The sequence below is a fragment of the uncultured Mobiluncus sp. genome (assembly GCF_947087965.1).
In the GTDB taxonomy this organism is placed as follows: domain Bacteria; phylum Actinomycetota; class Actinomycetes; order Actinomycetales; family Actinomycetaceae; genus Mobiluncus.
The window spans coordinates 327982-349009 of sequence record NZ_CAMUES010000002.1 but is presented as its reverse complement, the minus strand read 5'-3'; the positions used below and the strand labels follow the sequence as shown (position 1 = coordinate 349009).

The 21028-nt window shown below is 58.0% G+C and carries 16 protein-coding genes; 10 read left to right on the top strand and 6 right to left on the bottom strand.

Features of this window, described 5'->3' with window-relative positions; all coding sequences use genetic code 11:
- Positions 1 to 14: 14 nt before the first annotated feature.
- Positions 15 to 2450: a tellurium resistance protein TerC gene (locus Q0V70_RS03555; RefSeq protein WP_297588428.1), complete on the top strand. Its 2436-nt coding sequence runs from the start codon at positions 15 to 17 to the stop codon at positions 2448 to 2450.
- On the opposite strand, the gene rsmD is transcribed toward Q0V70_RS03555, so the two are convergent.
- A complete protein-coding gene (gene rsmD, locus Q0V70_RS03550; protein ID WP_297588427.1) occupies positions 2416 to 2982 on the bottom strand; it encodes a 16S rRNA (guanine(966)-N(2))-methyltransferase RsmD in 567 nt (188 codons plus the stop codon). The genes Q0V70_RS03555 and rsmD overlap by 35 nt on opposite strands.
- A 38-nt stretch (positions 2983 to 3020) precedes the next feature.
- Between rsmD and coaD the strand changes: the two genes are divergently transcribed.
- Genes coaD through Q0V70_RS03520 form a run of 6 tightly spaced genes read left to right on the top strand, consistent with a single transcriptional unit; the run spans position 3021 to position 7367 of the window.
- The gene (gene coaD, locus Q0V70_RS03545; protein WP_297588425.1) at positions 3021 to 3563 is read left to right on the top strand and encodes a pantetheine-phosphate adenylyltransferase; all 543 of its coding nucleotides are present in this window, start codon (positions 3021 to 3023) and stop codon (positions 3561 to 3563) included.
- A gap of 8 nt (positions 3564 to 3571) precedes the next feature.
- Positions 3572 to 4339: a hypothetical protein gene (locus Q0V70_RS03540; RefSeq protein ID WP_297588423.1), complete on the top strand. Its 768-nt coding sequence runs from the start codon at positions 3572 to 3574 to the stop codon at positions 4337 to 4339.
- A complete protein-coding gene (locus Q0V70_RS03535) occupies positions 4332 to 4973 on the top strand; it encodes a DUF177 domain-containing protein (protein ID WP_297588421.1) in 642 nt (213 codons plus the stop codon). Before Q0V70_RS03540 ends, Q0V70_RS03535 begins: the two co-directional genes overlap by 8 nt.
- Positions 4970 to 5734: a ribonuclease III gene (gene rnc, locus Q0V70_RS03530; RefSeq protein WP_297588418.1), complete on the top strand. Its 765-nt coding sequence runs from the start codon at positions 4970 to 4972 to the stop codon at positions 5732 to 5734. Before Q0V70_RS03535 ends, rnc begins: the two co-directional genes overlap by 4 nt.
- The gene (gene mutM, locus Q0V70_RS03525) at positions 5727 to 6692 is read left to right on the top strand and encodes a bifunctional DNA-formamidopyrimidine glycosylase/DNA-(apurinic or apyrimidinic site) lyase (RefSeq protein WP_297588417.1); all 966 of its coding nucleotides are present in this window, start codon (positions 5727 to 5729) and stop codon (positions 6690 to 6692) included. Before rnc ends, mutM begins: the two co-directional genes overlap by 8 nt.
- A 12-nt stretch (positions 6693 to 6704) precedes the next feature.
- Positions 6705 to 7367, top strand: a complete 663-nt coding sequence (locus Q0V70_RS03520; RefSeq protein ID WP_297588415.1) for a response regulator transcription factor — start codon at positions 6705 to 6707, stop codon at positions 7365 to 7367.
- A 30-nt stretch (positions 7368 to 7397) separates the two neighbouring features.
- Here Q0V70_RS03520 and Q0V70_RS03515 read toward each other — a convergent pair whose 3' ends face one another.
- From Q0V70_RS03515 to Q0V70_RS03495, 5 genes are all read right to left on the bottom strand, one after another.
- Positions 7398 to 8669: a histidine kinase gene (locus tag Q0V70_RS03515; protein ID WP_297588412.1), complete on the bottom strand. Its 1272-nt coding sequence runs from the start codon at positions 8667 to 8669 to the stop codon at positions 7398 to 7400.
- 49 nt (positions 8670 to 8718) lie between these two features.
- The gene (gene cydC / locus Q0V70_RS03510; protein ID WP_297588409.1) at positions 8719 to 10665 is read right to left on the bottom strand and encodes a thiol reductant ABC exporter subunit CydC; all 1947 of its coding nucleotides are present in this window, start codon (positions 10663 to 10665) and stop codon (positions 8719 to 8721) included.
- Positions 10662 to 12446 (bottom strand): thiol reductant ABC exporter subunit CydD, encoded by a 1785-nt coding sequence (gene cydD, locus Q0V70_RS03505; RefSeq protein WP_297588620.1) that lies wholly within the window; start codon positions 12444 to 12446, stop codon positions 10662 to 10664. The genes cydC and cydD overlap by 4 nt, the downstream gene beginning before the upstream one ends.
- 146 nt (positions 12447 to 12592) lie before the next feature.
- Positions 12593 to 13747: a cytochrome d ubiquinol oxidase subunit II gene (cydB, locus tag Q0V70_RS03500; protein ID WP_297588406.1), complete on the bottom strand. Its 1155-nt coding sequence runs from the start codon at positions 13745 to 13747 to the stop codon at positions 12593 to 12595.
- Between the two features lie 15 nt (positions 13748 to 13762).
- Positions 13763 to 15370 carry a cytochrome ubiquinol oxidase subunit I gene (locus tag Q0V70_RS03495; protein WP_297588403.1) on the bottom strand — a complete coding sequence of 536 codons (1608 nt, stop codon included), beginning with the start codon at positions 15368 to 15370 and terminating at the stop codon, positions 13763 to 13765.
- A gap of 989 nt (positions 15371 to 16359) precedes the next feature.
- Between Q0V70_RS03495 and Q0V70_RS03490 the strand changes: the two genes are divergently transcribed.
- The 3 genes from Q0V70_RS03490 to rapZ all read left to right on the top strand — a co-directional run bounded on the left by Q0V70_RS03490 (position 16360) and on the right by rapZ (position 21022).
- Positions 16360 to 18162, top strand: a complete 1803-nt coding sequence (locus tag Q0V70_RS03490) for an Rne/Rng family ribonuclease (protein WP_297588616.1) — start codon at positions 16360 to 16362, stop codon at positions 18160 to 18162.
- Positions 18163 to 18229: 67 nt separating this feature from the next.
- Complete coding sequence (locus Q0V70_RS03485; protein WP_297588401.1) at positions 18230 to 20032, top strand: ABC-F family ATP-binding cassette domain-containing protein; 1803 nt, start codon at positions 18230 to 18232, stop codon at positions 20030 to 20032.
- Between the two features lie 54 nt (positions 20033 to 20086).
- The gene (gene rapZ, locus Q0V70_RS03480) at positions 20087 to 21022 is read left to right on the top strand and encodes an RNase adapter RapZ (RefSeq protein ID WP_297588398.1); all 936 of its coding nucleotides are present in this window, start codon (positions 20087 to 20089) and stop codon (positions 21020 to 21022) included.
- The last annotated feature ends 6 nt before the right edge of the window (positions 21023 to 21028 follow it).

The following is a 21028-nucleotide window of genomic DNA, read 5'->3' as shown; positions in this document are numbered from 1 at the left end:
GTAAAATTCCCTCTGTGTGTTCATGGTGGCGGCGTCTGGGAGCATTTATCGCGATGCTGACGGTGACGCTGGCGGCCCTTCCCCAAGCTAGCGCGATACCTGCCGCTGCCCGCGGGACGTTGGCCGCTCCTGGCCTGTGGACGCAGGGTATCAATGCTGCGGTGCCTTCCCCGGACGCTCCAGGCGTGCTGTTTTTGGGGATGAGCGGTCTGAAGCCCAGCGACCTCGATTTACAGGGTAATCAGCTGGGGGAAATGCTGGTTCCATTTACGTTTTCAGCACTGAGCACGCGGTCATTTCGGATTTATACCTGCCCCACCGAAGGATGGATGCAGCTGCGGGCTCACGGCGATGTTGCCGACGAAGAAGGACGCCGGTTGGCTAAAACTGTAGGGTCGCAATGCCTGGGGATGAAGCTGGTAAAGGACGATGGTACAGCCGTGCAGACACCGGTTCAGTTGAGACCTGCCGTCGCCACGCCCTTGCCAAAATCTGCAGCTGTCACCTATGCCCAGTTCAAGGGCCGCACCGAAAACATTACCTGGCCCACTCGCGGGATTTTTGCGACGGATGCTTGGGCCGTCGGACGAAATGCAGGAATACCGCTGGCAAATCGCCGCGGTCAGGTCGCCCATTGGCTGCCCTTGCCTGTCGTCCCCGAAATGGCCCGAATCAATCCTTCCACGCTCGATTCCCTCTATAACGAGCGTACCGGGGCTGGCGCCAGAGCCGCCCTCGCCGCCGAAGCCCAACAGCCCACCTCGCCGCTAGGCAAGACCTTAAAGAACCGGACATCTTTGGAATCTGCGTGGCAGAGCCTTCTCGCCGCCGCCCCCAGCGATGTTGTGGTGGATTTGGATACGGTTGACACCGCTGTGCTGAATCAGAACACCTACGACACGGCAAAGACCCTGTCCCTACAGCAGCTGGCCGCCATCCTGAGCGCAAATCAGAGCGCGGCGCACCCTCGTCCGGTCATTATCGCTTCTTTGGGGGATTTTGAAGGCGCCAGGTCCCTGCAGCTGCTGGCAGCGCAGACTCCCGGGTTGGCGCTGACGGGAGGGGAGTCGGCCGCAACTTCCGACGCTGGGACTCCTGGCACTGGTGTTCTCTACACTTCCACGACTCGCGCCGTCGGCTTAGCAACTCTTGCCGACGTACGCGGTTTAGTGTTGAACGCGCGCACATACCTGGACCCCAAGCTGGTCCCGCCGGCGAATATCACCCTTCCTGAGCTGAGAGTTAACCCGGTCGCTAGCGTCGCCGAGGCTTGTTCCGTGATTACCGAGCAGCAGCGTCACGCCAGCTCCGCCCTGCGCGCCAACTCACGGTGGTACCAGGTCTTTCATCTGCTGTCTTACCTGGCGATTGGGGCGCTGATAATCTGGGCTTTTGCGGCGCGCGGCTCGCGGCGTTTAGCAAACAGCTGGTGGGCGGTACGTCTCCTGGGCCTTATTGCCTTCGCTATGTTGCCGGCAGCGCTGATTCTGAACTGGATTCCGTGGTGGAACTTGCCCGGTACCGACTCTACGATTGGAGCAATCGCGGTAGCCCTGGCCTTGACCGCGGTGATTGCGGCGGCTTTGGTGGGTATCCTGTGGCGTAGCCCGCACGCGGTGTCTATTCTGGCGGGGATTTCATTCTTTATTTTGGCGCTGGACATTGTCCTGGGTTCCGCCCATCAGCGCAACGGATTCATGGGCTCGCTGGTCCTCAGTTCGCGGCGCTACTACGGCATTTCTAACCGGACCTACATCATTCTCATTGTCGGGGCTCTCCTGGCATTACTGCCGGTCCTGCAACGTTTCTGGGGTCAGCGCCGGGCCGCCTGGGTCACCGCGGGACTCGGTGTCGCAGTCCTCTTGATTGATGCATTGCCCGGTTGGGGTGCGGACTTCGGAGGACCTCCGGGAATTATTCTGGCCTTTGGGATAGTCGCCTTGATGGCTGCTGGAGTACAACCGCGCTGGTGGCATGCCGGTGTCTGGGTGGTGCTCACGCTGGGGGTGATGGGGGCTATCGGCTGGTTCTCCCGCGGTTCAGACAGTCATATCGGGAACTTTTGGTCGAATCTGGGCAGCAGTGAAAGTCAGGAGTTGATTTCCGGAAAAGTCCGCGATGTGCTGCGTTCTTTTGTGAACAACCTCGGGGTCGTCATCCTAATAGCGCTGGTAGTAGTGGCGCTAGTGGTGGCCACAGTGATGGTAAAACGCCGCCAAGTGTCCTGGCCGTGGTGGGTGTCCACCTGGGATCAGCTCACTGACCTGCCTGCCCTGCGCGTAGTGGCTTTGGGTATTTTGTTGGGTATGGTGGTGGCTGTGCCTATCAACGATTCCGGGATGATGATTGTGAAGGAAGCTATCTATCTGGTACTGCCAGCTCTGAGTGCTGTGATTGCACAGCGAGCCATCCAACTCAACCGCAGCTCCGAGCCTGGTGCAAATAAGTGACCAGGGTATCCCCGTAGTTCTTCGTGCCAGCGGCTTGCAGTCCCGAAGGAATCTCAGGGGTAGGAAACTTTTTTGATGTCTCCAGTACCATGACCCCCTCCGGGCTGAAGTGCGCGGTCAGGCCTGCCAGAATCTCTGAGAGCACGTAAGGTGCTAAAGCATAAGGGGGGTCCAAGAAAATGAGGTCAAAACAATCCGTGGGTTTCAGTTCAGAAACGTACTTGGCGGCATCTTTCACCAGGACACGGGAGCGGTCCCGATAGTGCAGGGTATCTATGTTCGCACGCAGCACCTTGGCTGCCGACCCGGCTGCGTCAACAAAAACCGCGCTTGCCCCGCCACGAGACAGCGCCTCCAGACCTAGGGCTCCCGAACCGGCGAACAAATCCAGAACCGCGGCACCTTGTGGGAACCCAGAGCAGAGCAGGTGGGAAAACATCGCTTCGCGCACCCGCTCTGAAGTGGGGCGGGTTCCCGACTTCGGCACAGTCAGGTGCAAGCCCCCTTTTTCGCCAGCAACAATCCGTGTCACAGACCACAGCCTAGCCGATTTGCCGGTAATCTGGATATGTGACTCAAACGCTTTGCCCCGGAACTTTTGACCCGTTCACCTATGGACACCTCGATATGGTGCGCCAATGTTTGACCTTTGCAGATGTTGTAGTCATTGGAATCGCCGAGAATTCAAAGAAAACTCCGCTGTTTTCGTTGGATAAACGCATCGAATTGGCTCAGACCACGATTCGGGAAGCGAAACTCGATACCCGCGTCAACGTAGAAATCGTGGAAGGACTGATAGCTGATTTCTGTAAAGAACATCATATTGACGTTATTGCAAAAGGACTGCGAACCTCCCAGGACTTTGATTACGAAAATCCGATGAGTCAGATGAATCGCCAAATCGGGGCTCCGCCGACCGTGTTTGTGGGCTGCAAACCGGCGTTGATTCACGTCTCAAGTTCTATGGTTAAGGAAGTCGCCAGTTATGGAGCTGATGTCTATACGATGGTTTGTGCTGATACCGCGCAAGCTCTGTATGAGGCTTACCAAGTTAGCCCCCCAAACCGGGATAATAATGTCATATCAGCCCGTTTCGACAAGTACAACAGCTAGGGAGAAAAATGAGCGAGGAAAACAGGGACGACCAAATGATGGAATCAGCGGATTTACCTGCCACTGCTGAGGACAGTTCAGATGAACCCGATCACGGGCAGGCGACCTCCACGACCCCCGGTCCAGATTCGGACTCGACAGCGACGGACCAAGCCGACAAAGCAGAATTTGTAGAGCCCGAAGCCTTAACCTCAGAGCAAATGGTGGCCGCACTGAACGCCCAGGATTACAAGGGCTCGGAGCTGTTGGATGTATTAGCCCAGATGGAAGCCTTAATTGCCCAGGCGCGCTCCCTGCCCATGAGTTCATCCGTGCTGGTTAATAAAGCCCAGGCTCTCTCTTTGCTGGAATCAGCGCGCGAGGCGATGCCTACCGATATTCGCATCGCGAACCAGATTGTGGCCGGAGCCAATGCGGTCATCGCACGTGCCCAGGAAGAGGCTGAAGCCGCCTTAGCGCAAGCCAATTCCACTTCAGAACGAATCCAAGCCGATGCTCACGCGCGGGCTGACGAACTGGTCAACCAGGAACGCATCGTCGTTATGGCCAAGGAACGCGCCGAGATGATAATTGAGGCCGCGACTCGTCAGGCGACCGACCTGACTGCGGGAGCTGACCGCTATTGTGAGGAAAAGCTGACGGCGCTGGAAGAAACTCTGGACAAGCTAAAGGAACAGTCCGCGGCAGGAAGGCGAGTCTTGAGTGAACGCGCCCGGTTTAACCCCGATGATTTGCCCCAACCGGAGGCGGAAACCCCGGAGGCCAAACATGACTAGCGGTACCAAAGCGCATGATGCCGGGAAAAAGTCGGCTCGGTTAGACAATCAGGATGCCGGGTCTGACTACCGCATTGCGTTAACCTCCCTGCCAGGCAATCCCGGAAAGACACTCGAACTGCACGATTACCTGTTGCCACTGCCGGACACCTGGACGAACGGAGTCGTGACCCTGCAGGAGGATGAAGGCAGTTTCGAGGTCAGTTTGCAGTCCCTGCACGAGGGAATTTTGGTCAACCTGCGGGGTACGGTACCGACAGATGCCCAATGTTCGCGCTGTTTAGACCCGGTTCCGGGGACAGTAGAAGTCAACGAAACCCAGATGTTCTTCTTTCCTGGCGCTCGCGAAGCTGCCCGCCAGGAGGGTGACGAGGAATGGGAGGACATCCTCGAAGTGAGCGCCGACGATGAGGTTGACCTCGAGCCGGTGCTACGCGATGCCCTGGTGCTGGGCATGGAGACTTTGCCGCTGTGCAACCCCGACTGCCGGGGGTTATGCCCGGATTGCGGGGAAAAGTTTGCGGATTTGCCCCCCGATCACCATCACGAAGTCTTGGATCCGCGCTGGGCCGTGCTGGGGGATTTAGCCAATGAGCTGCGAGCTCAGGAAGCTGGAGGGGACGAAACCTCGTGAACCAGTCCTCACCAAACACAGACAAAATCGGAGAACCGGGTCAACCCAGAGCCACCTTGGAACGTTTACTTGCCGACTGGGGGCAGCCGGTCGATAAAGAACTTTTGGTGGTCGCGATGACCCACCGGTCTTTTGCACACGAACACGGGAAAACCGGCTCGGCCGGCACAAATGAAAGACTGGAATTTTTAGGGGACGCGGTGTTGCAAATCGTGGTCACCGAGTACCTGTTCCGCAACTTTCCCGATGTTCCCGAGGGGGAGTTAGCTCCGATGCGCGCCGCCACCGTCAGTCAAACCCCGCTGGCAGAAGTTGCGCGACGGCTGCGCCTGGGCGATTACGTCCTGCTGGGAATCGGCGAGGACCGTCAGGGAGGTCGGGAAAAGGACTCCATTTTGTCCGACACTTTAGAGGCCCTGATTGGCGCGTCCTACCTCACTTCAGGTTTGGAATCGACACGCGTTACCATAGAGCGTCACCTGCGGCGATACTTGCGTAACGCGCCGCGCCGGGCGGTCGGAATGGATTGGAAGACCCATCTGAGCGAGTTTGCCGCCGCTAACTCGCTGGGCGAACCGGAGTACACGGTGCAGGGCAGCGGCCCGGATCACGCCCGTGTATTCAGAGCCGAAATTCGCTTGGAGGGTGAGGTCCTGGGCGAAGGTCAGGGCACTTCCAAGAAATCCGCCGAACATAGCGCTGCCGAGGCCGCTTTTGAGGCGCTGCAAGACCGTTTCGGGGATCAGGTGGCGGATGCCTGAGCTTCCCGAAGTGGAGACGATTCGCCGGAATCTGGAACAAACCGTGGTGGGTGCGCGGATCCTGAGCGTCAGCGACCCCACCCATGAGCGGACTTTGCGTAACCAGCAGGAAGGAATCGCCGGGTTGCGCGCGGGGCTGGAGGGAGCGCGTCTGGGGGCGGCAGTACGGCGCGGAAAGTTTTTGTGGTTTCCCCTGGCGACAGATGTCACCAGTGTAGAAGGTTCGCTTGCGCTCGTGATACACCTGGGCATGTCGGGTCAGCTGCGGGTCGAATCCGGAGGCACAGTTCAGCACTCGGCCAGCTCAGCCACTCCAGCGCAAACCGCCCAGCAACGTCAGGGGGAGGCTCGTTCCTTCACCCATGAGCGCCTCCGCTTCACCCTTGACAACGGGAAAGACCTGATATTTTGCGACCAACGTACCTTTGGACATGTCGAACTCAGGCCACTGCGCCTCACCGCGGATGGTGCCCCCGGAGGAACGGGGGCCCCGGAACCGCTGTTGCCGCAGGGCGTGGAACACATTGCCCGCGATGTGCTGGATCCGAGCCGCGACACAACGGAGTTCGTGAAAAAAACTCGCGCCAGTGCCCGAGCTATAAAAACCAAGCTATTAGATCAGAGCATCATCTCCGGTATTGGTAATATTTACGCAGATGAAGGCCTGTTTGCGGCCCGGATACATCCCGCTACGCCCGGCCGGTCACTCAGCGAGAGGAAACTACGGGAATTACTGAGTGCCGTGGGGGCGGTGATGGAGCAGGCTTTGCATTTCGGAGGTACTTCATTTGACCGCCTGTACGTGAATTCTTGGGGTAACCCTGGTGAATTCGCGAAAGAGTTGCAGGTTTACGGTCGGGGCGGCCAAAATTGCCGCCGCTGCGGGACCCGGCTCGATAAGATGACTATTGACGGTCGCTCCAGCGTGTTCTGCCCACGCTGCCAGCGAAAGCGTTAGGAAGGACCAAAGATGACTGAGCTGTCGGAGATTCGCGTCATGATTGTTGACGACCACGAGATTGTACGCCGTGGAATCGCCGAGATTGTGGACAGAGCTCCAGGTTTGCAGGTCGTCGCCGAAGCTGGTTCGGTTGCCGAAGCCCTGTCGAGGGCCGAGTTGGCCAACCCGAACGTGGTTTTGGTGGACCTGCAACTGCCCGACGGCACCGGCATCGATTTGATTCGCCAGCTGCGAGTATTGACACCAAACGCGCGCATGATTGTGCTGACCTCTTTTGACGATGACGAAGCGTTGGCAGAATCCCTGGAAGTGAGAGCGGCCGCTTATCTGTTGAAAACCGTGGCAGGCGTGGAAATTACGAACGTCATCAAGGCCGTGGCGGCGGGGCGCACCCTGCTTGATGAACGTACCGTGACCCGCACCAGCGCTAACCGCAGCGACCCTACCGAACACTTGACCCCCACTGAAAAGAAAATCCTGGGATTAATCGGCGATGGCCTGTCTAACCGAGAAATTGGAGACACTCTGGGTGTGGCCGAAAAGACCGTGAAAAACCACATTACCGCACTGCTGTCGAAAATGGGTTTGCAGCGGCGTACCCAGGTGGCGGCATGGGTTGCTTCGCAGCGTTCCGCCGAGTGGCGCAAGAACTCTCCGCGTTCGGAACTGTGAATCTGCCCGGCACGCGGCTTTAGTCCCTAGTTAATTAAGTGGGATACACCACGTCAAAAGGGTTCCGCTGGCACCGTCAGGGCGTTTTCCGATGCGCATCATCCCCAGGTGAATCGTGGCGCGCGCGGTCATATTAGCCAAGCCTGAATGATGGTCTATCTTGGAATCAATCCCGCACCCGTCGTCTTGAATTTCCACTCGCAGCAGTCCGTTGGGCTGGGTTGGTGTGGGTACGCTCGCGTCGGTAAGGGCGCATCGGGGAGGAATCAACTCAGGATTGAACCAAATATCGACTTCCAGACGCACCTCGGTCGCGTGAGCGTGGCGAGCCACGTTCGTCAGGCCCTCACGCACGACTGCTAAAACATCCGAGATGAGGGATTCCGGCAGCTTCCGGCGCAGCCGTTCCTCCAGTCGTTCCATATTGTCCAGGGTGCAAACTTCATCGTCTACGCGCACAATGAGCGACGGCGCAAATCCGAGGGAACGCCGAGACAGCGAAGCCTCCATCCGCAATCCGCCCAACAGCTCCGGTTCCGCGGTGTCTTGATCTTTCAACTCGCTGACAATCCGGCGGATTTCCCCCACCGAGTCACCCACCGAACGCAGCGCTTCATCCAGGGTGGTGCGAATTGTTTGAGCTGTGAGTTCCTGATCGCTGAGGTCCTCTTTTAAGGCTTCAAGGTGCAGGGAGGTCGCAAATAGCTGTTGTATAGCCAGGTCGTGCAGGTCGCGGGCGATGCGCTGGCGTTCTTCCAGCAGTTCCGCGCGGTCCTCGGACTGCCGCACGCCAGACAGACGCAGCGCCAAAGTGGCTTGGGCTGCGAAGTTCTCGGCGGCTCGCAAATCTGAGACGGTAAATTCGGGGCTGCCGGGGTTACGAAACAGGATAATGACCCCGCCGGCGGCTCCGCGCTCGCTCATGGGGGCATAGAGAGCCGGCCCAAAAATGGACAGTTCGGGAACCCGCAGTAAGTTCGCGCGTTCCATAGATTCCACGATGATACCGACATTGTTGCGAATGACCGACTGGGCGCGTCCTTCGGGAGGAAATTCCAAACCAATCATCTGTTCGCCAGCCTCGCCGTCAGCAATTTCACAGATGTATTTTCCACCTAAACTGGGCAGCACAATCAGGGTCGTATCGGCTTCTGCCACCCTGCGCACGGAGGAGGCGATGAGGGACAGCGCTTCTTCCTCATCGGTATCTTCCAGCAGCGCCGTGGTGATGCTCTGGCTCATGTGGTTCCACCGCTGCAAAGTTTCGAGCTCCAAGTTCAGCGCATTGATTTTTTCACGCAAAACAGCGTGGCTTTCCCCCAAATATTTATTGACCTTGGGGCTGACTCGCTCAGACGTAGCTCTTCTCCTGTTCTAGGTTCCAACGGTAGGTGGGGTTGGTGTCGACCAAACTGGCGTGCGTTCCGCGAGCGGTGATATGGGTCACGCCCTCATCGTTTTCGCTATCCAGCTTACCAAGAACTATGACTTCGTCGGCTCCGTCCAAGGCGCTGAGCCGATGCGTGACCAGCAGCACGCCGCGTTCCCCGCTCTTGCCGGTCGCCAATAGGTCAGACACGAGTTGGTCGGCCAGAGCTCCGTCCAGGTGCTCGCCGGGTTCGTCCAGGGCGAGGAGCTGCGCCGGGGTTGCTAAAGCTCGCGCTAACAGGATGCGTCGGCGTTCCCCGCCGCTCAACGCGGCCCCGTCCATGCCGAGCTGGGTATCCAGGCCATCCGGGGCGGCCTGGAGCCACGGCCCCATTCCTGCCTCTTGCAGCAGCTTTTCCGCCTCCACGCTCCCCACATTGGCTCGCGCAACCCGAATGTTCTCCAGGGCGGTGGTGGCGAAAATATGGGCGTCCTCCGCGGTCATGACGATTTTTTCACTCAAGATGGGTCGCGGCAGCGCGGTGATGTCGAATCCTCCCAACGTCAGGCTACCGCCTCGCGGTGGAATCAAACCTGCCAGGGTGTAAAGCAGCGTGGATTTGCCGATTCCAGAGCGCCCCACAATTGCCAAAGCCTTGCCGGGGCGTAGCTCCAGGTCAATCCCGCTGGCAATAATCGGCCCGCCGGGCCACCCAATCTCCAGGTCTTTGGCCACCAGGTGAGCCTCAACTTCGGTCGTTGAGGGGATTTCCGTGCTGCGTCCCTCCACGTTGACTGCCGCTTTCGGGGCCGCATTGCTGTTTGGGGCGGCGTCTGCTGCGTAAATCTGCTTCAGGGCGGCTTCGACGTAGTCAGCTCCGCCCATCAAATCCACCAGCCGGGTGGCGGCAGCACCGGAGGACACCAGCTGTACCGCGGCGGCAGCTAGTTGGGAGGTCCCTTCAAAAGCCGCCAGGGGGGCCAGCACCAAAATCGCCAGGTTCACGTCCCACAGCTGGCCGCTAACAACCAGGGGAGTGCCGATTAGGAAACCGCACAGGACTGCTGCCCCCATCGAAATATTGTCAATAAAGGCGGCGATGGCAGAGGGACGAGCGGCCTTGTCTTTCAGGCTTTGAATGACTTGTTCGACCTGGTTCAGGTGGTCTTGCGCGGCCTGCAAACGTCCGGAAACCGCCAGTTCGCTGGCATTCATCATCAGGTTTTGGGCGCTGGCGGTCAGCTCAATCTGGGCCTGTTGGGAAGCCAGCTCAGCGATGCGGGCGGAACGAATCGTCAGCAAAGGCCCTACCACTCCCGCCATCAGCAGGCAGATCAGCAGCGTGAGTGCCGCCAGGGGAGCCAGAAACCAGAACAGAATAACGGTGGCGATAGCGGTGATGGCCGTAACCATTCCGGGAAGGACGGACTTCACCACAAAGTCTCCGACCGAATCGACATCGCCACCTGTACGGGCCAGGATTTCCCCGCGCCGCAAGGCCGCGATGTTTTTTGCGGGACGACCTGCCAGAATACGGTAAACCGTGTGACGCAAATCGGCAACCCCCAACAGGGCGACCTTGTGAGACGCTAGGCGCTCCAGATAGCGGAATAGCGCCCGGCCAATTCCAAAGAAACGCACGGCTACGGCTGCAACTGCCAAGTCCATCCACAGGGCGTCAATCTGAGCTGCACGGGCAATGAGCCATGCCGCCACCACCGACAACCCGATGGCGCAGGCTAATGTCGAGACACCCAGGAGGATAGCCAGCGCCATATTGGTGCGATTCAGGCGCATCATCCGGTAGGTCAAGCGCAGGTTACGCAGCTCTTCGCGAGAAATAAACGCGGTGTTTTTCATGGTGGAACCGGAGAATCCCGGAGCTGATTCCATAAGCTCGACGGGGAAAGTTGACTTGTCGCTACTCATGCGCGCACCTCGTTATCAGCAAAATCCAGGTTCAAAATGAGCGGGGGTAAATCCTCACGCCCATCCGGTTTACGTTTGCGCTCCCGTGGCTTTGGTTTCGCGTCTGCTGCCGCCCGGGCTTCCTGTTCTGCCTCGACAGCGGTGAAAATCCTGGTGTCGACCGGAATGGACACGTCGGCGACATTTAGCACGGCTTGGCGGTGGGCGATGACAACCACCGTTTTCCCTTGGGCTTTCAAGGCTTTAATCCCGGCAATAACCTGGGTTTCCAGGTTTGCATCCAGGTGCGCGGTCGGCTCGTCCAGCACGATAAACTGTGCCTTTTGGGTCAGGGTGCGGGTCAGTGCCAAGCGTTGCCGCTGACCGACAGACAGGCCCAAACCCCCGGCGCCGAGTTGAGTCAGCCAACCGTCTGGCAGCCCCTGCACCACCGTATCGAAGTGAGTGATGCGGCTGGCTTCCATAAGGGCGGGGCTGGGGTTCTCTCCGGATTCGCCCAAGTTTTCCAGCACTGTTCCGGGCAGGATGGCGGGATTTTGGGGAACCCAGGCGCATTGTTCCCACCACGAGGCCGGGTCGATGTCGTGTAGCGGCACGTCGCCCCCAGGTCCGCTCACCGTTAGCTCTCCCTGGTCCACGGTTTGCAGTCCCAGGAGGCTCATGGCCGTGGTCGTTTTTCCGGAACCGCTGGCGCCGGTCAGGGCGTAAATTTTTCCTGGTTCGAGGCTGGCTGTGAGGCTGGCGGGGGCCCACATACCACGAGCCTTCACGCCTACGTCACGCAACTGGATGGTGGCTTTCGTGAGGTCAGGAGCCGCGAGGTTCCCGGTTGTCGGCAGTGGTTCCTCAAGGATGGCAAATGCAGCTTCTGCGGCGGTGACACCGTCGGAGGAGGCGTGGAATTGCTTGCCGACTTCACGTAGCGGGCTAAAGACCTCCGGGGTCAGCATGATGACCAGCAGCCCGGTGAACAGGTCGAGTTGGTTATTCAACAGGCGTATCCCAACTTCGACCGCGACCAGAGCCACACACAGGGTGGTCAGGAATTCCAGAGCACCGCCGCTCATGAACGCGACGCGCAACGTTTGCATTGTGGAACGGGAATATTCATAGCCGACCCGTTTCACCTGCTTGGCCGGGTCTTGCTCGCGTCCCAAGGATTTTAGGGTAGCCAGGCCAGCCAAGAGGTCCACCAGCTGTCCTCCCATGCGTTTCATGGAAGCTAGGCGTTTGTCGGAATATTCCTGGGTCAAAATTCCGATGAGAATCATGAACAGGGGGATGAGCGGGATAGTTGCCAGTACGAAAATGGCACTAATCCAGTCGAGGTAGACGATTACCAACAACGTCAGGGGAGTAACCGTCACCGAGAGTAAAAGCTGGGGGAGGAAAAAGACGAAGTAAGCGTCGAGGTCTTTCAAAGCGCGCACGACCGTGGTTACGGTGTCTTGACCGTGTTGGGTCTGCCAGCGGGGGCCGAGCTTGGTGGCATGGGTCAGGACTTTCTCTCGGATTTCTCGGATAGCTCCCGTTGCTGCCCGGTGCGCAAACCATTGCCGAATCAGCAGGGACAGCCCTCTGCCCAAAAGAACTAAAACCAACACGACGAGAGTGGGAACGATGAAAGACAAAGGCTGATGTTCCATGATGACCGGAGTCGCAGCTTTAGAGATGAGCCAATCTTGAGCGATGATGAAAACTGCTGAAAGAAAACCAAAAACAGTGATAAAGATGATGTATCCGCGCGCAGATTTAGCGTACTTTAGCAGTCGAGGATCCATTGGTTTCACCCCCTCAGCTTTCCACATTTTAGAAAAAAACTCCACAAAGCGGGACTGCTACGGGGATTAAAAGCCCTGGTTAAACTGGTGCGGGCGGGCCACCGTAGTGACCCGCCCGCAACGGTTTCAGACCGTCGTCGCTTTATTTAGCCAACCAGGAAGTTCGCGCCTTCGCGAATCTTGTCAGGCTCCAGGCCGCCCGCAGGTGCCACGCTGATACGAGCGCGGAACATGTAGACAGACCAGATGGTGTAGCCCAACACGATTGGGACCAGAATGATGGCCGCTACGGTCATCACAATCTGGGTACTGGCGGAAGCCGCAGACTGAGCGATAGTCAGCGAATAGGCTGGATCAATCGAGGACTTCATCACGTTGGGGAAGAGCATGGCGAACACCCAAGCAACACACATTGCAATCGCAACGGAGTTGAAGGTGAAAGCCTTTGCCGAAGCACCCTTGAACGCGAAGAGCAGGCTGACAATGAGGCAGACTGCCGCGAGGACCAGGAAGATCAGCGAGAAGATGAAACCAGCGCCCTTGAAGACGAAGGTGCCCCACACCGCAAAGATTGCGGTCAGGATGGTCGAGATGAGACCCAACCACGGGGCAAACGCGACCGCGCGTTCCTGAACAGCTCCGTCGGTCTTAAGAGCCAAGAAGTTGGCGCCTTGGACCAAGGACAGGGAGGCAATCACCAAACCGCCCAGAATCGCGAAGCCGGAACCGCCAATCAGCAAGCTCAGCAGCTGGCTGAAGGGGAACTCGCCCAAACCGATGAAGGAGTGAATCTGAGACATACCAGCGTTGGCGATGTCGACGTTCTCGGGACCGACCTCGACGAACGGGGTCTTGGGGTCGGCCACGATAATCTTCATGCCAGCCACGAGGTTGCCGAAGGCCACACCCAGCAGAACTGGAACCAGCCAAGCAGAGATGGTCTGGATGGTGTCCCAGCGGCCACGCCACTGCGGCGTGTCAACCTTGTTACGCCATTCGATAGCCGCGATACGGCCAATCAGGCACAGCAGAACCAGGAACAGAGCGATGTACATACCGGAGAACATCACGGCGTACCACTCGGGAGAAGAAGCAAAGGTCGCGCCACCAGCGGTGAGCAGCCACACTTCGTTGCCGTCCCAGTGCGGGCCAATGGCGCGAACCATCTGACCGCGTTCGTCATCGGTCTTACCGATGATACGCAGCAACATGCCCGTACCCAAGCCGTAGCCTTCCAGGACGAGATAGCCAGCCCACAGGACCGCTACGAGGATAAACCAAAGGATTTGCAGAAAAGTCATTGTCCGAATTCCTCCTTAGTATGCGAACGACAAGTCTTGAGAGGCAGCGTTCGGACCACCATCGGAGGCCGGGGTGTTGATGCCCTCTTTGGAGTAACGGACCATGAGCTTGAACCAGATGATACCGAGCACCAGGTAAACCAAAGTGAACAGAATCAACGAAATCAAGAACTCAAGCGGGTTGACTACACCAGACAAACCATCGCCAGTCAGCATGAATACGCCGGCAGCATCGGTCTTAACCGCGAGGTCAGAACCGAAGGCATCCTGGTTCGGGTACACGATGAACGGCTGACGACCGAACTCAGTCATAATCCAGCCGAAGGACGCCGACAGGAACGGCATCGGCAGCGTAATCAGGGCGAGACGCTTCAGACCCTTAGAGGTGGAAACCTTGCCGCCGCGAGTCTGGTACAGACCAACCAGAGCCAAGGCTGCACAGAACAACCCCAGGCCCATCATCAAACGGAAGGACCAGAACACCAGCAGGACGGACGGAGAGTAAGGAGCCCAGGTGTAAACGCCGGTTTCACCCTTAATCCCGGAAGTGTTAGCGGTGTCGATATTCGGAGCCTTATCACCAAACTTGTCCGCTGCGTTCTCCAGCATGGTCTGGGTACGCTCGGAGGAGTCAGCCATACCAGCGATGGAACGAGAGAACGAGTTGTGCGCGACGAAACCGAGCAGACCCGGAATCTTACCGATACCGACCTCGGTCAACGGCCAAGTACCGTCGTCGTTCTTTTGGATGTCTTGCGGGCAGTCCGAGAAAGCTACCAGAGCCAGGGCACCGGATTCGCCAGCACACAGACCTTCCGCGGCAGCCATCTTGGCAGGCTGGTAGTAAACCAGGTGCTGGCCTTGCAGGTGACCCGAAGCGATGGTCAAGACGCCAGCGACCAACATGATGGTCATGCCCCAGCGGGCAATCGGACGCCAGACTTCGCGAGCTTCGGTATCGCCGATACCGCCAGCGTTGGCGGCGCGAACCATCCACCACAAAGAAATGCCAGCCACGATGGTGGAGGCCAGCAAGATAGAAGAAGTTACCACGTGGAACACAGCGAGCCACATGGTGGAGTTGGTAACAACTTGGAAGAACGCGGTAGCGCCGTTCAAAGTTGCACGACCGGTAGCCGGGTCAAAGACCGCACCAACCGGGCGCTGCATCCAGGAGTTAGCGCCGATAATCCACAACATAGAAGTGTTGACGCCGACCATTACCAGCCAAGACACGACAACGTGAGCTTTCTTGGAGATCTTGCCCCAACCGAAAATCCACACCCCGAGGAACGTGGACTCCATGAAGAATGAGAGCAGAGCTTCAAAAGCCAGAGGAGCGCCGAAGATATCACCGACGAAGCGGGAGTACTCGGACCAGCCCATGCCGAATTGGAATTCCTGCACGATACCGGTCGCAACGCCCAGGGCAAAGTTAACAATAAACAGCCTTCCAAAGAACCGTGTCGCCTTCAGCCAGTATTCCTTGCCGGTGCGGTACCACAATGTTTCCATCAGTGCTACCAGCAAGGACATGCCGATGGTGAACGGAACCAGGATAAAGTGGTAGACGGTTGTAATACCGAACTGCCACCGCGCCAAGTCGAGGCTTTCAAGCCCCATTGAGACGACGGTCACCTTTTCCGCCTTTCCGTAGAATTTATAGAAATTGCATTTAGGACCAGATTTACTTCGTGGTCACATAGCGTAATCGCCAAGTGAACCTGAGCCACTCCCTAAATCTACCCTAAAATTTTACCAACATGTACATTTCGCGCCTCATCGGAAGTTTTTTTCTGGGTAAAAATCCGACTGTGCGATAGGATGTTGAGCGGAGATAGGGATGTCTTGAGCAGCCCAAGTCGGCAACTCGGAATCCTTTGTGAGCCCGGTCTCACGGTTTCATTAGCCCGGTTTATCCCTTATCTCTCATAGACTTTCCACCGTTTGGTGATGACTGATAACTAAATAGACTGGCAGGTTGCTAGCCGGTCTCTTGCAGGAGCTTTAAAGTGAATAAGACAACAGAATCCGAAACAAATGCGGCTACTAGAAAAACTTCGCGTAATTCCGGTACGGCACGAACTCGTACTCGTGCCTCCGCGACTAAAGATACGAAAGACCAGACTTTTCAAAAAGTTAATACATCCTCAAGGAAGGTAAAGGACGCCAGTCCGACTTTCTCGGCTTCAGAAACGCCGTCTGCCGTCAGTGCGCCGAGCGCGGGAGTGTCCCTGCCCGCTGCCAGCTTGCTGTTCCAGGCTCCGGACCTGTCCAGCTTTGCGCCGGCAGCACCAGCTGAAGAAAAACGGACTCGTAATAACCGTTCTAATCAGGCCAAATCTGCCGCCGAAACTGAGCCGGAAAGCCACAGCCGAAAGAAGTCCTCTTCTACTAAGAACGAGTCGGCATCGAGCTCTCGGGCCAATTCGAAAACCTCCAGCCGTAAAAAAACCTCGGCGCACGATGAGTCTGAAAGCGGGAACATGCCCGCCGCCGAGAAAGACACGACTTCAGAGGACGAAAACAGCACGACGCGTCGGCGGCGGCGCCGGACTCGTTCCGATGGCGGGGAAGGCGAGGGAGTCAAGACACTGGACGGTTCCACGCGGCTGGAAGCGAAACGGATTCGCCGTAAGGCGGGGCGTAAAGAAAGTCGCAAACGGACCCCGATCACGGAAGCAGAATTCCTGGCGCGTCGAGAGAACGTGAAGCGAGAAATGGTCGTGCGCGAGCGCGACGGTTTGAATCAAATTGCCGTTCTCGAGGATGGGTTGCTGGTCGAGCATTACGTTTCGCGGCACACCCAAGAGACGGCCGTGGGTAATATCTACCTGGGCAAGGTGCAAAACGTGTTGTCCTCGATGGAGGCAGCTTTCGTGGACATCGGCAAGGGACGCAACGCCGTTCTCTATGCCGGAGAAGTGAACTGGGACGCTGCCGGTCTGAATGCCAAAACCGGGCGTATCGAGGACGCGCTCAACCCCGGCGACCTGGTTTTAGTGCAGGTCACAAAGGATCCAATTGGACATAAAGGTGCCCGTTTGACATCTCAGATTACTCTGGCGGGCCGTCACCTGGTGTTGGTGCCCAGCGGGGCGATGACCGGAATCTCGCGCAAGCTGCCCGAGGAAGAACGCAAACGTCTCAAGACTCTGCTGAAAACGATGATTCCGGCCGGTTACGGAGTCATCGTACGGACCGCCGCTGAGGGGGCTACGGAAGAACAGTTGCGCGCTGATGTGGAACGCCTCACTCGAATTTGGGAAGAAATCGAGACAAAACAGCGCAAGACCCGCAACGGACCGGTCCTGCTGCACGGGGAACCGGAACTGGCCGTGCGAGTCGTGCGTGACATATTTAATGAGGACTTCCGCTCTCTGACTATTCAAGGTGACAACGCGTGGAAGACCATTTCCAAATATGTGCGCGATTTGTCTCCAGAGTTAAAGGACCGCCTGAAGCATTGGGAAGGCGAGGACGACATTTTTGCAGCCCACCGCATCGATGAACAGCTCGCGAAAGGCTTCGAACGCAAGGTGTGGTTGCCCAGCGGCGGTTACCTGATTATTGACCGGACCGAAGCGATGACGGTTATTGACGTCAATACCGGGCGCTACATTGGTGTGGGGGGAACCCTGGAAGAAACCGTCACCAAGAACAACTTGGAAGCAGCCGAAGAAATCGTGCGTCAGCTGCGGCTGCGCGACATTGGAGGCATTGTCGTCATCGACTTTGTGGACATGGTTATCGAGTCGAACCGGGATTTGGTGCTGCGGCGCTTGGTGGAATGTCTGGGACGTGACCGGACTCGTCACCAGGTCACCGAAGTGACCTCCCTAGGTTTGGTTCAGATGACTCGTAAACGAGTCGGGCAGGGACTGGTAGAAGCCTTTTCGACCCAGTGTGAATGCTGTGACGGACGCGGCTTCATCGTTCACGATGTGCCGGTCGAGAACAACGGGCAAGCCCCGGAAGACGTGGTGTCCCATCCCTCGCCTCGGCGCGGATCCTCGTCTGGTTCCAGTTCGAAGCGTGCCCGCTCTCGCGCTAAATCCGTGAAAGAAACGAATCCGGAAGTGCGTCAGACTATGGCGGCAATTGCTACCGCCGCGCACGCCTCCGAGGAGCACGAGCCCGCACCCGAGCAATCCGACTCGTCGCGAACCAAGGAGCAGAAACTACTGACAACACCCCCGGAAAAGCCCTCTCTGGAACAACCCGACGAAAAGCCCTCCTTGGATAAAGCCAGTGAGAAACTCGCTCTGGACGGGGCGCAAACACGCCTGGAAATCACCAGCGCCAACGGCTCCACGGAGAGCGCCGCGCCGCGCCGCCGCCATCGCCGGGCCGCTTCCACCGGAGTCATCAATACGGATTCCGCTGACGCCGATATTGTGGTTTCACAAGGGTAGTTCCCGGTTTTTTCGCAGTCTGCCCGGTTTTGCCGGGGTCTGCCGGCAGGTTTTGGAGTGAGGCGTTTTGGGTAACCTTTTGGGTGGGCAAAACCTGCACGTGGAGTACCCGGACAAGCTGCTGCTTGACGATGTCACGGTCGGGGTTTCTGCCGGGGATCGTATCGGGATTGTCGGGCGCAATGGAGACGGCAAATCAACGTTGATGCGGGTGCTGTTTGGAACTCAGCAGCCGCATTCCGGGCTCGTGACCCGGCGCAACGGGCTGCGAGTCGCCTTGCTGGGACAGGAGGACACTCTGAGCGGCTCCGACACGGTGGAGACGGTGTTGCTGGCAGGTTCTAAACACCACGAAGTCCTCAGTGACCCGCGGATTCGCGAAGTGCTGGACGGGCTGTTGCCTGCCATCGCGTGGGAATCGCCGGTAGAGGCGCTGAGCGGGGGACAGCGTCGACGCCTCGCCCTCGCGAAACTCCTGATTGGCGACTGGGATGTCATCGGACTGGATGAGCCCACGAACCACCTGGATATGGAAGGGGTGGCCTGGCTGGCGCGTCACCTTAATCGCCGCTGGTCAGCCCGGGAGGGTGCCCTGTTGCTGGTGACGCACGATCGGTGGTTTCTCGATGCGGTGTCGCGCGACACTTGGGAAGTTCACGACGGTATGGTGGAACCCTTCGAGGGGGGATACGCGGCCTATATTTTGGCTCGCGTGGAACGTGACCGGCAGGCCGCCCTCGCCGCCGAAAAGCGCCAAAATCTGTTACGCAAAGAGTTAGCCTGGCTACGGCGCGGAGCCCCGGCTCGAACTTCCAAACCGAAGTTTCGCATCGATGCCGCCAACGCACTCATTGAGGATGTTCCGCCGGTGCGCGACACGGTGCAGCTGGTGAAACTGGCCACCGGAAGGCTTGGGAAAATTGTTGTGGACCTGGTGGACGTGGATTTTTCCTACGAGGAGCCAGACGATTCCCATCCGGTTTTACGCGATGTGACCTGGCGGGTAGCGCCGGGGGAGCGCGCCGGAATCTTGGGGGCTAACGGGGCCGGGAAGTCGACCCTACTCGGTTTGCTGGCGGGGGATCTCACCCCGACTCGGGGGCGGCGTCGCGAAGGCAAGACAGTCCAGATTGGTATCTTGGACCAGGAATTTCGGGCGCTGCGCGAGATTGCGGATTATCGTGTCTATCAGGTGTTAGGTAAGCTCAAAGGCTCTTTCGAGGTGGAAGGTAAGGAGCTGAGCCCCGCCCAGATGCTGGAACGTTTGGGGTTTAACTCCTCCCAGCTGCAAGCCAAAGTGGGGGCGCTGAGCGGGGGACAGAAACGGCGTCTGCAGATTTTGTTGCTACTGCTGGAAGAACCGAATGTGATGATTCTGGACGAGCCCACCAACGATATTGATACCGATACCTTGACCGCGCTGGAAGACGTGTTGGATGCGTGGCCGGGAACGTTGCTGGTCGTCTCCCACGATCGATATCTCATCGAACGGATTACCGATAATCAATACGCCGTCATTGAACACGGTTTGCGCCACCTTCCCGGAGGGGTGGACGAATACTTGGAGCTGGCCGAACAGGCACGTCCGACCAGCCGACCGAAGTCTGACGAGCCGTCGACGTCGCAGAAACCCCTTGTGAATGGAAAAACCGGTTCCAAAGCCGACTACGAAACCCAAAAACGTCTGCAATCCCTGGAACGTAAGATTGCCAAAGCCACCGCGCAGGTGGCCCAAATCGAATCACAGCTGGCTGACACGGATCCTGCCGATTATGAAAAACTCGCGGATTTGGCAAAAGAGTTGCAAACTGCCCGCCGTCAGGTCGAACAACTTGAGGAGCAATGGCTGGACGCGGCGGAAGAGCTTTAGATTTGGGTATCTGCAAAGCCTGAACTTCCCTCGACAACTCGATAAGCTGGAAACATGAGTGAAGACCCCACCCCTACTGTGCCATCGGGTATTCCCGAGCTGGATGCCCAGTCCGTGCGCGATGTCACTGAACGTGCCCAGATGCTGATTATTACCGGCATGAGCGGGGCCGGACGCAGCCAAACCGCTCAGGTCTTGGAGGATTTGAACTGGTATGTGGTGGACAATCTGCCTCCCCGGATGCTCGGTCCTTTGGCGCGCATGATGACTCCCGGCGGGGATGGCGTGCACCGTCTGGCCGTGGTGGTTGATGTGCGTTCGCGCAGTTTCTTTTCGGAATTCATGTCTACCCTGGATGCTTTGCAGGAAGCCCAGGTTGACCTGCAAGTTTTGTTCCTTGACTGTTCTGACGCGGTGCTGGTGCGCCGCTACGAACAGGTGCGCCGCCCCCACCCCTTGCAGGGTGAAGGTCGGATTATGGACGGAATTGCCTCGGAACGGGAACTGCTCGGGCCTATCCGCGACCGCGCCAATATCTACGTGGACACGACCCACATGAATGTTCACGACCTAGCCCGGCGAATTCGTGAACTCGTGTCCGGGGAAACCGTCAATGGATTGAACGTGACAGTGATGAGTTTCGGGTTTAAATACGGTCTGCCCATGGACGCCGATCACGTGGTGGATGTGAGATTTTTCCCCAATCCTTACTGGGTGACGGAGCTGCGGCACTTGACTGGTCGGGATGAAGCGGTGGCGAAATACGTCTTGAGTCAGCCCGGAGCCAGCGAGTTTGCTCAGCATTATGTTGACACGTTGGCCCCGGTGCTCAACGGTTACCTGCACGAGTTAAAGCCGTTTGTGACAATTGCCGTGGGGTGTACCGGGGGGCAGCATCGTTCGGTGGCGATGGCAGAACGCCTGTCCAACCTGCTGCGCTCTAAAGGTTTCCAGGTACGCACCGTGCATCGTGATATCGGCAAGGAATGACTCGGG

Excerpts from the sequence above, each read along its gene's own strand:
- mutM (WP_297588417.1), top strand. The coding sequence starts at position 5,727 with ATGCCTGAGCTTCCCGAAGTGGAGACGATTCGCCGGAATCTGGAACAA.
- cydC (WP_297588409.1), bottom strand. The coding sequence starts at position 10,665 with ATGAGTAGCGACAAGTCAACTTTCCCCGTCGAGCTTATGGAATCAGCT.
- Q0V70_RS03540 (WP_297588423.1), top strand. The coding sequence starts at position 3,572 with ATGAGCGAGGAAAACAGGGACGACCAAATGATGGAATCAGCGGATTTA.
- Q0V70_RS03495 (WP_297588403.1), bottom strand. The coding sequence starts at position 15,370 with ATGGGGCTTGAAAGCCTCGACTTGGCGCGGTGGCAGTTCGGTATTACA.
- Q0V70_RS03535 (WP_297588421.1), top strand. The coding sequence starts at position 4,332 with ATGACTAGCGGTACCAAAGCGCATGATGCCGGGAAAAAGTCGGCTCGG.
- Q0V70_RS03520 (WP_297588415.1), top strand. The coding sequence starts at position 6,705 with ATGACTGAGCTGTCGGAGATTCGCGTCATGATTGTTGACGACCACGAG.
- cydB (WP_297588406.1), bottom strand. The coding sequence starts at position 13,747 with ATGACTTTTCTGCAAATCCTTTGGTTTATCCTCGTAGCGGTCCTGTGG.
- cydD (WP_297588620.1), bottom strand. The coding sequence starts at position 12,446 with ATGGATCCTCGACTGCTAAAGTACGCTAAATCTGCGCGCGGATACATC.
- rapZ (WP_297588398.1), top strand. The coding sequence starts at position 20,087 with ATGAGTGAAGACCCCACCCCTACTGTGCCATCGGGTATTCCCGAGCTG.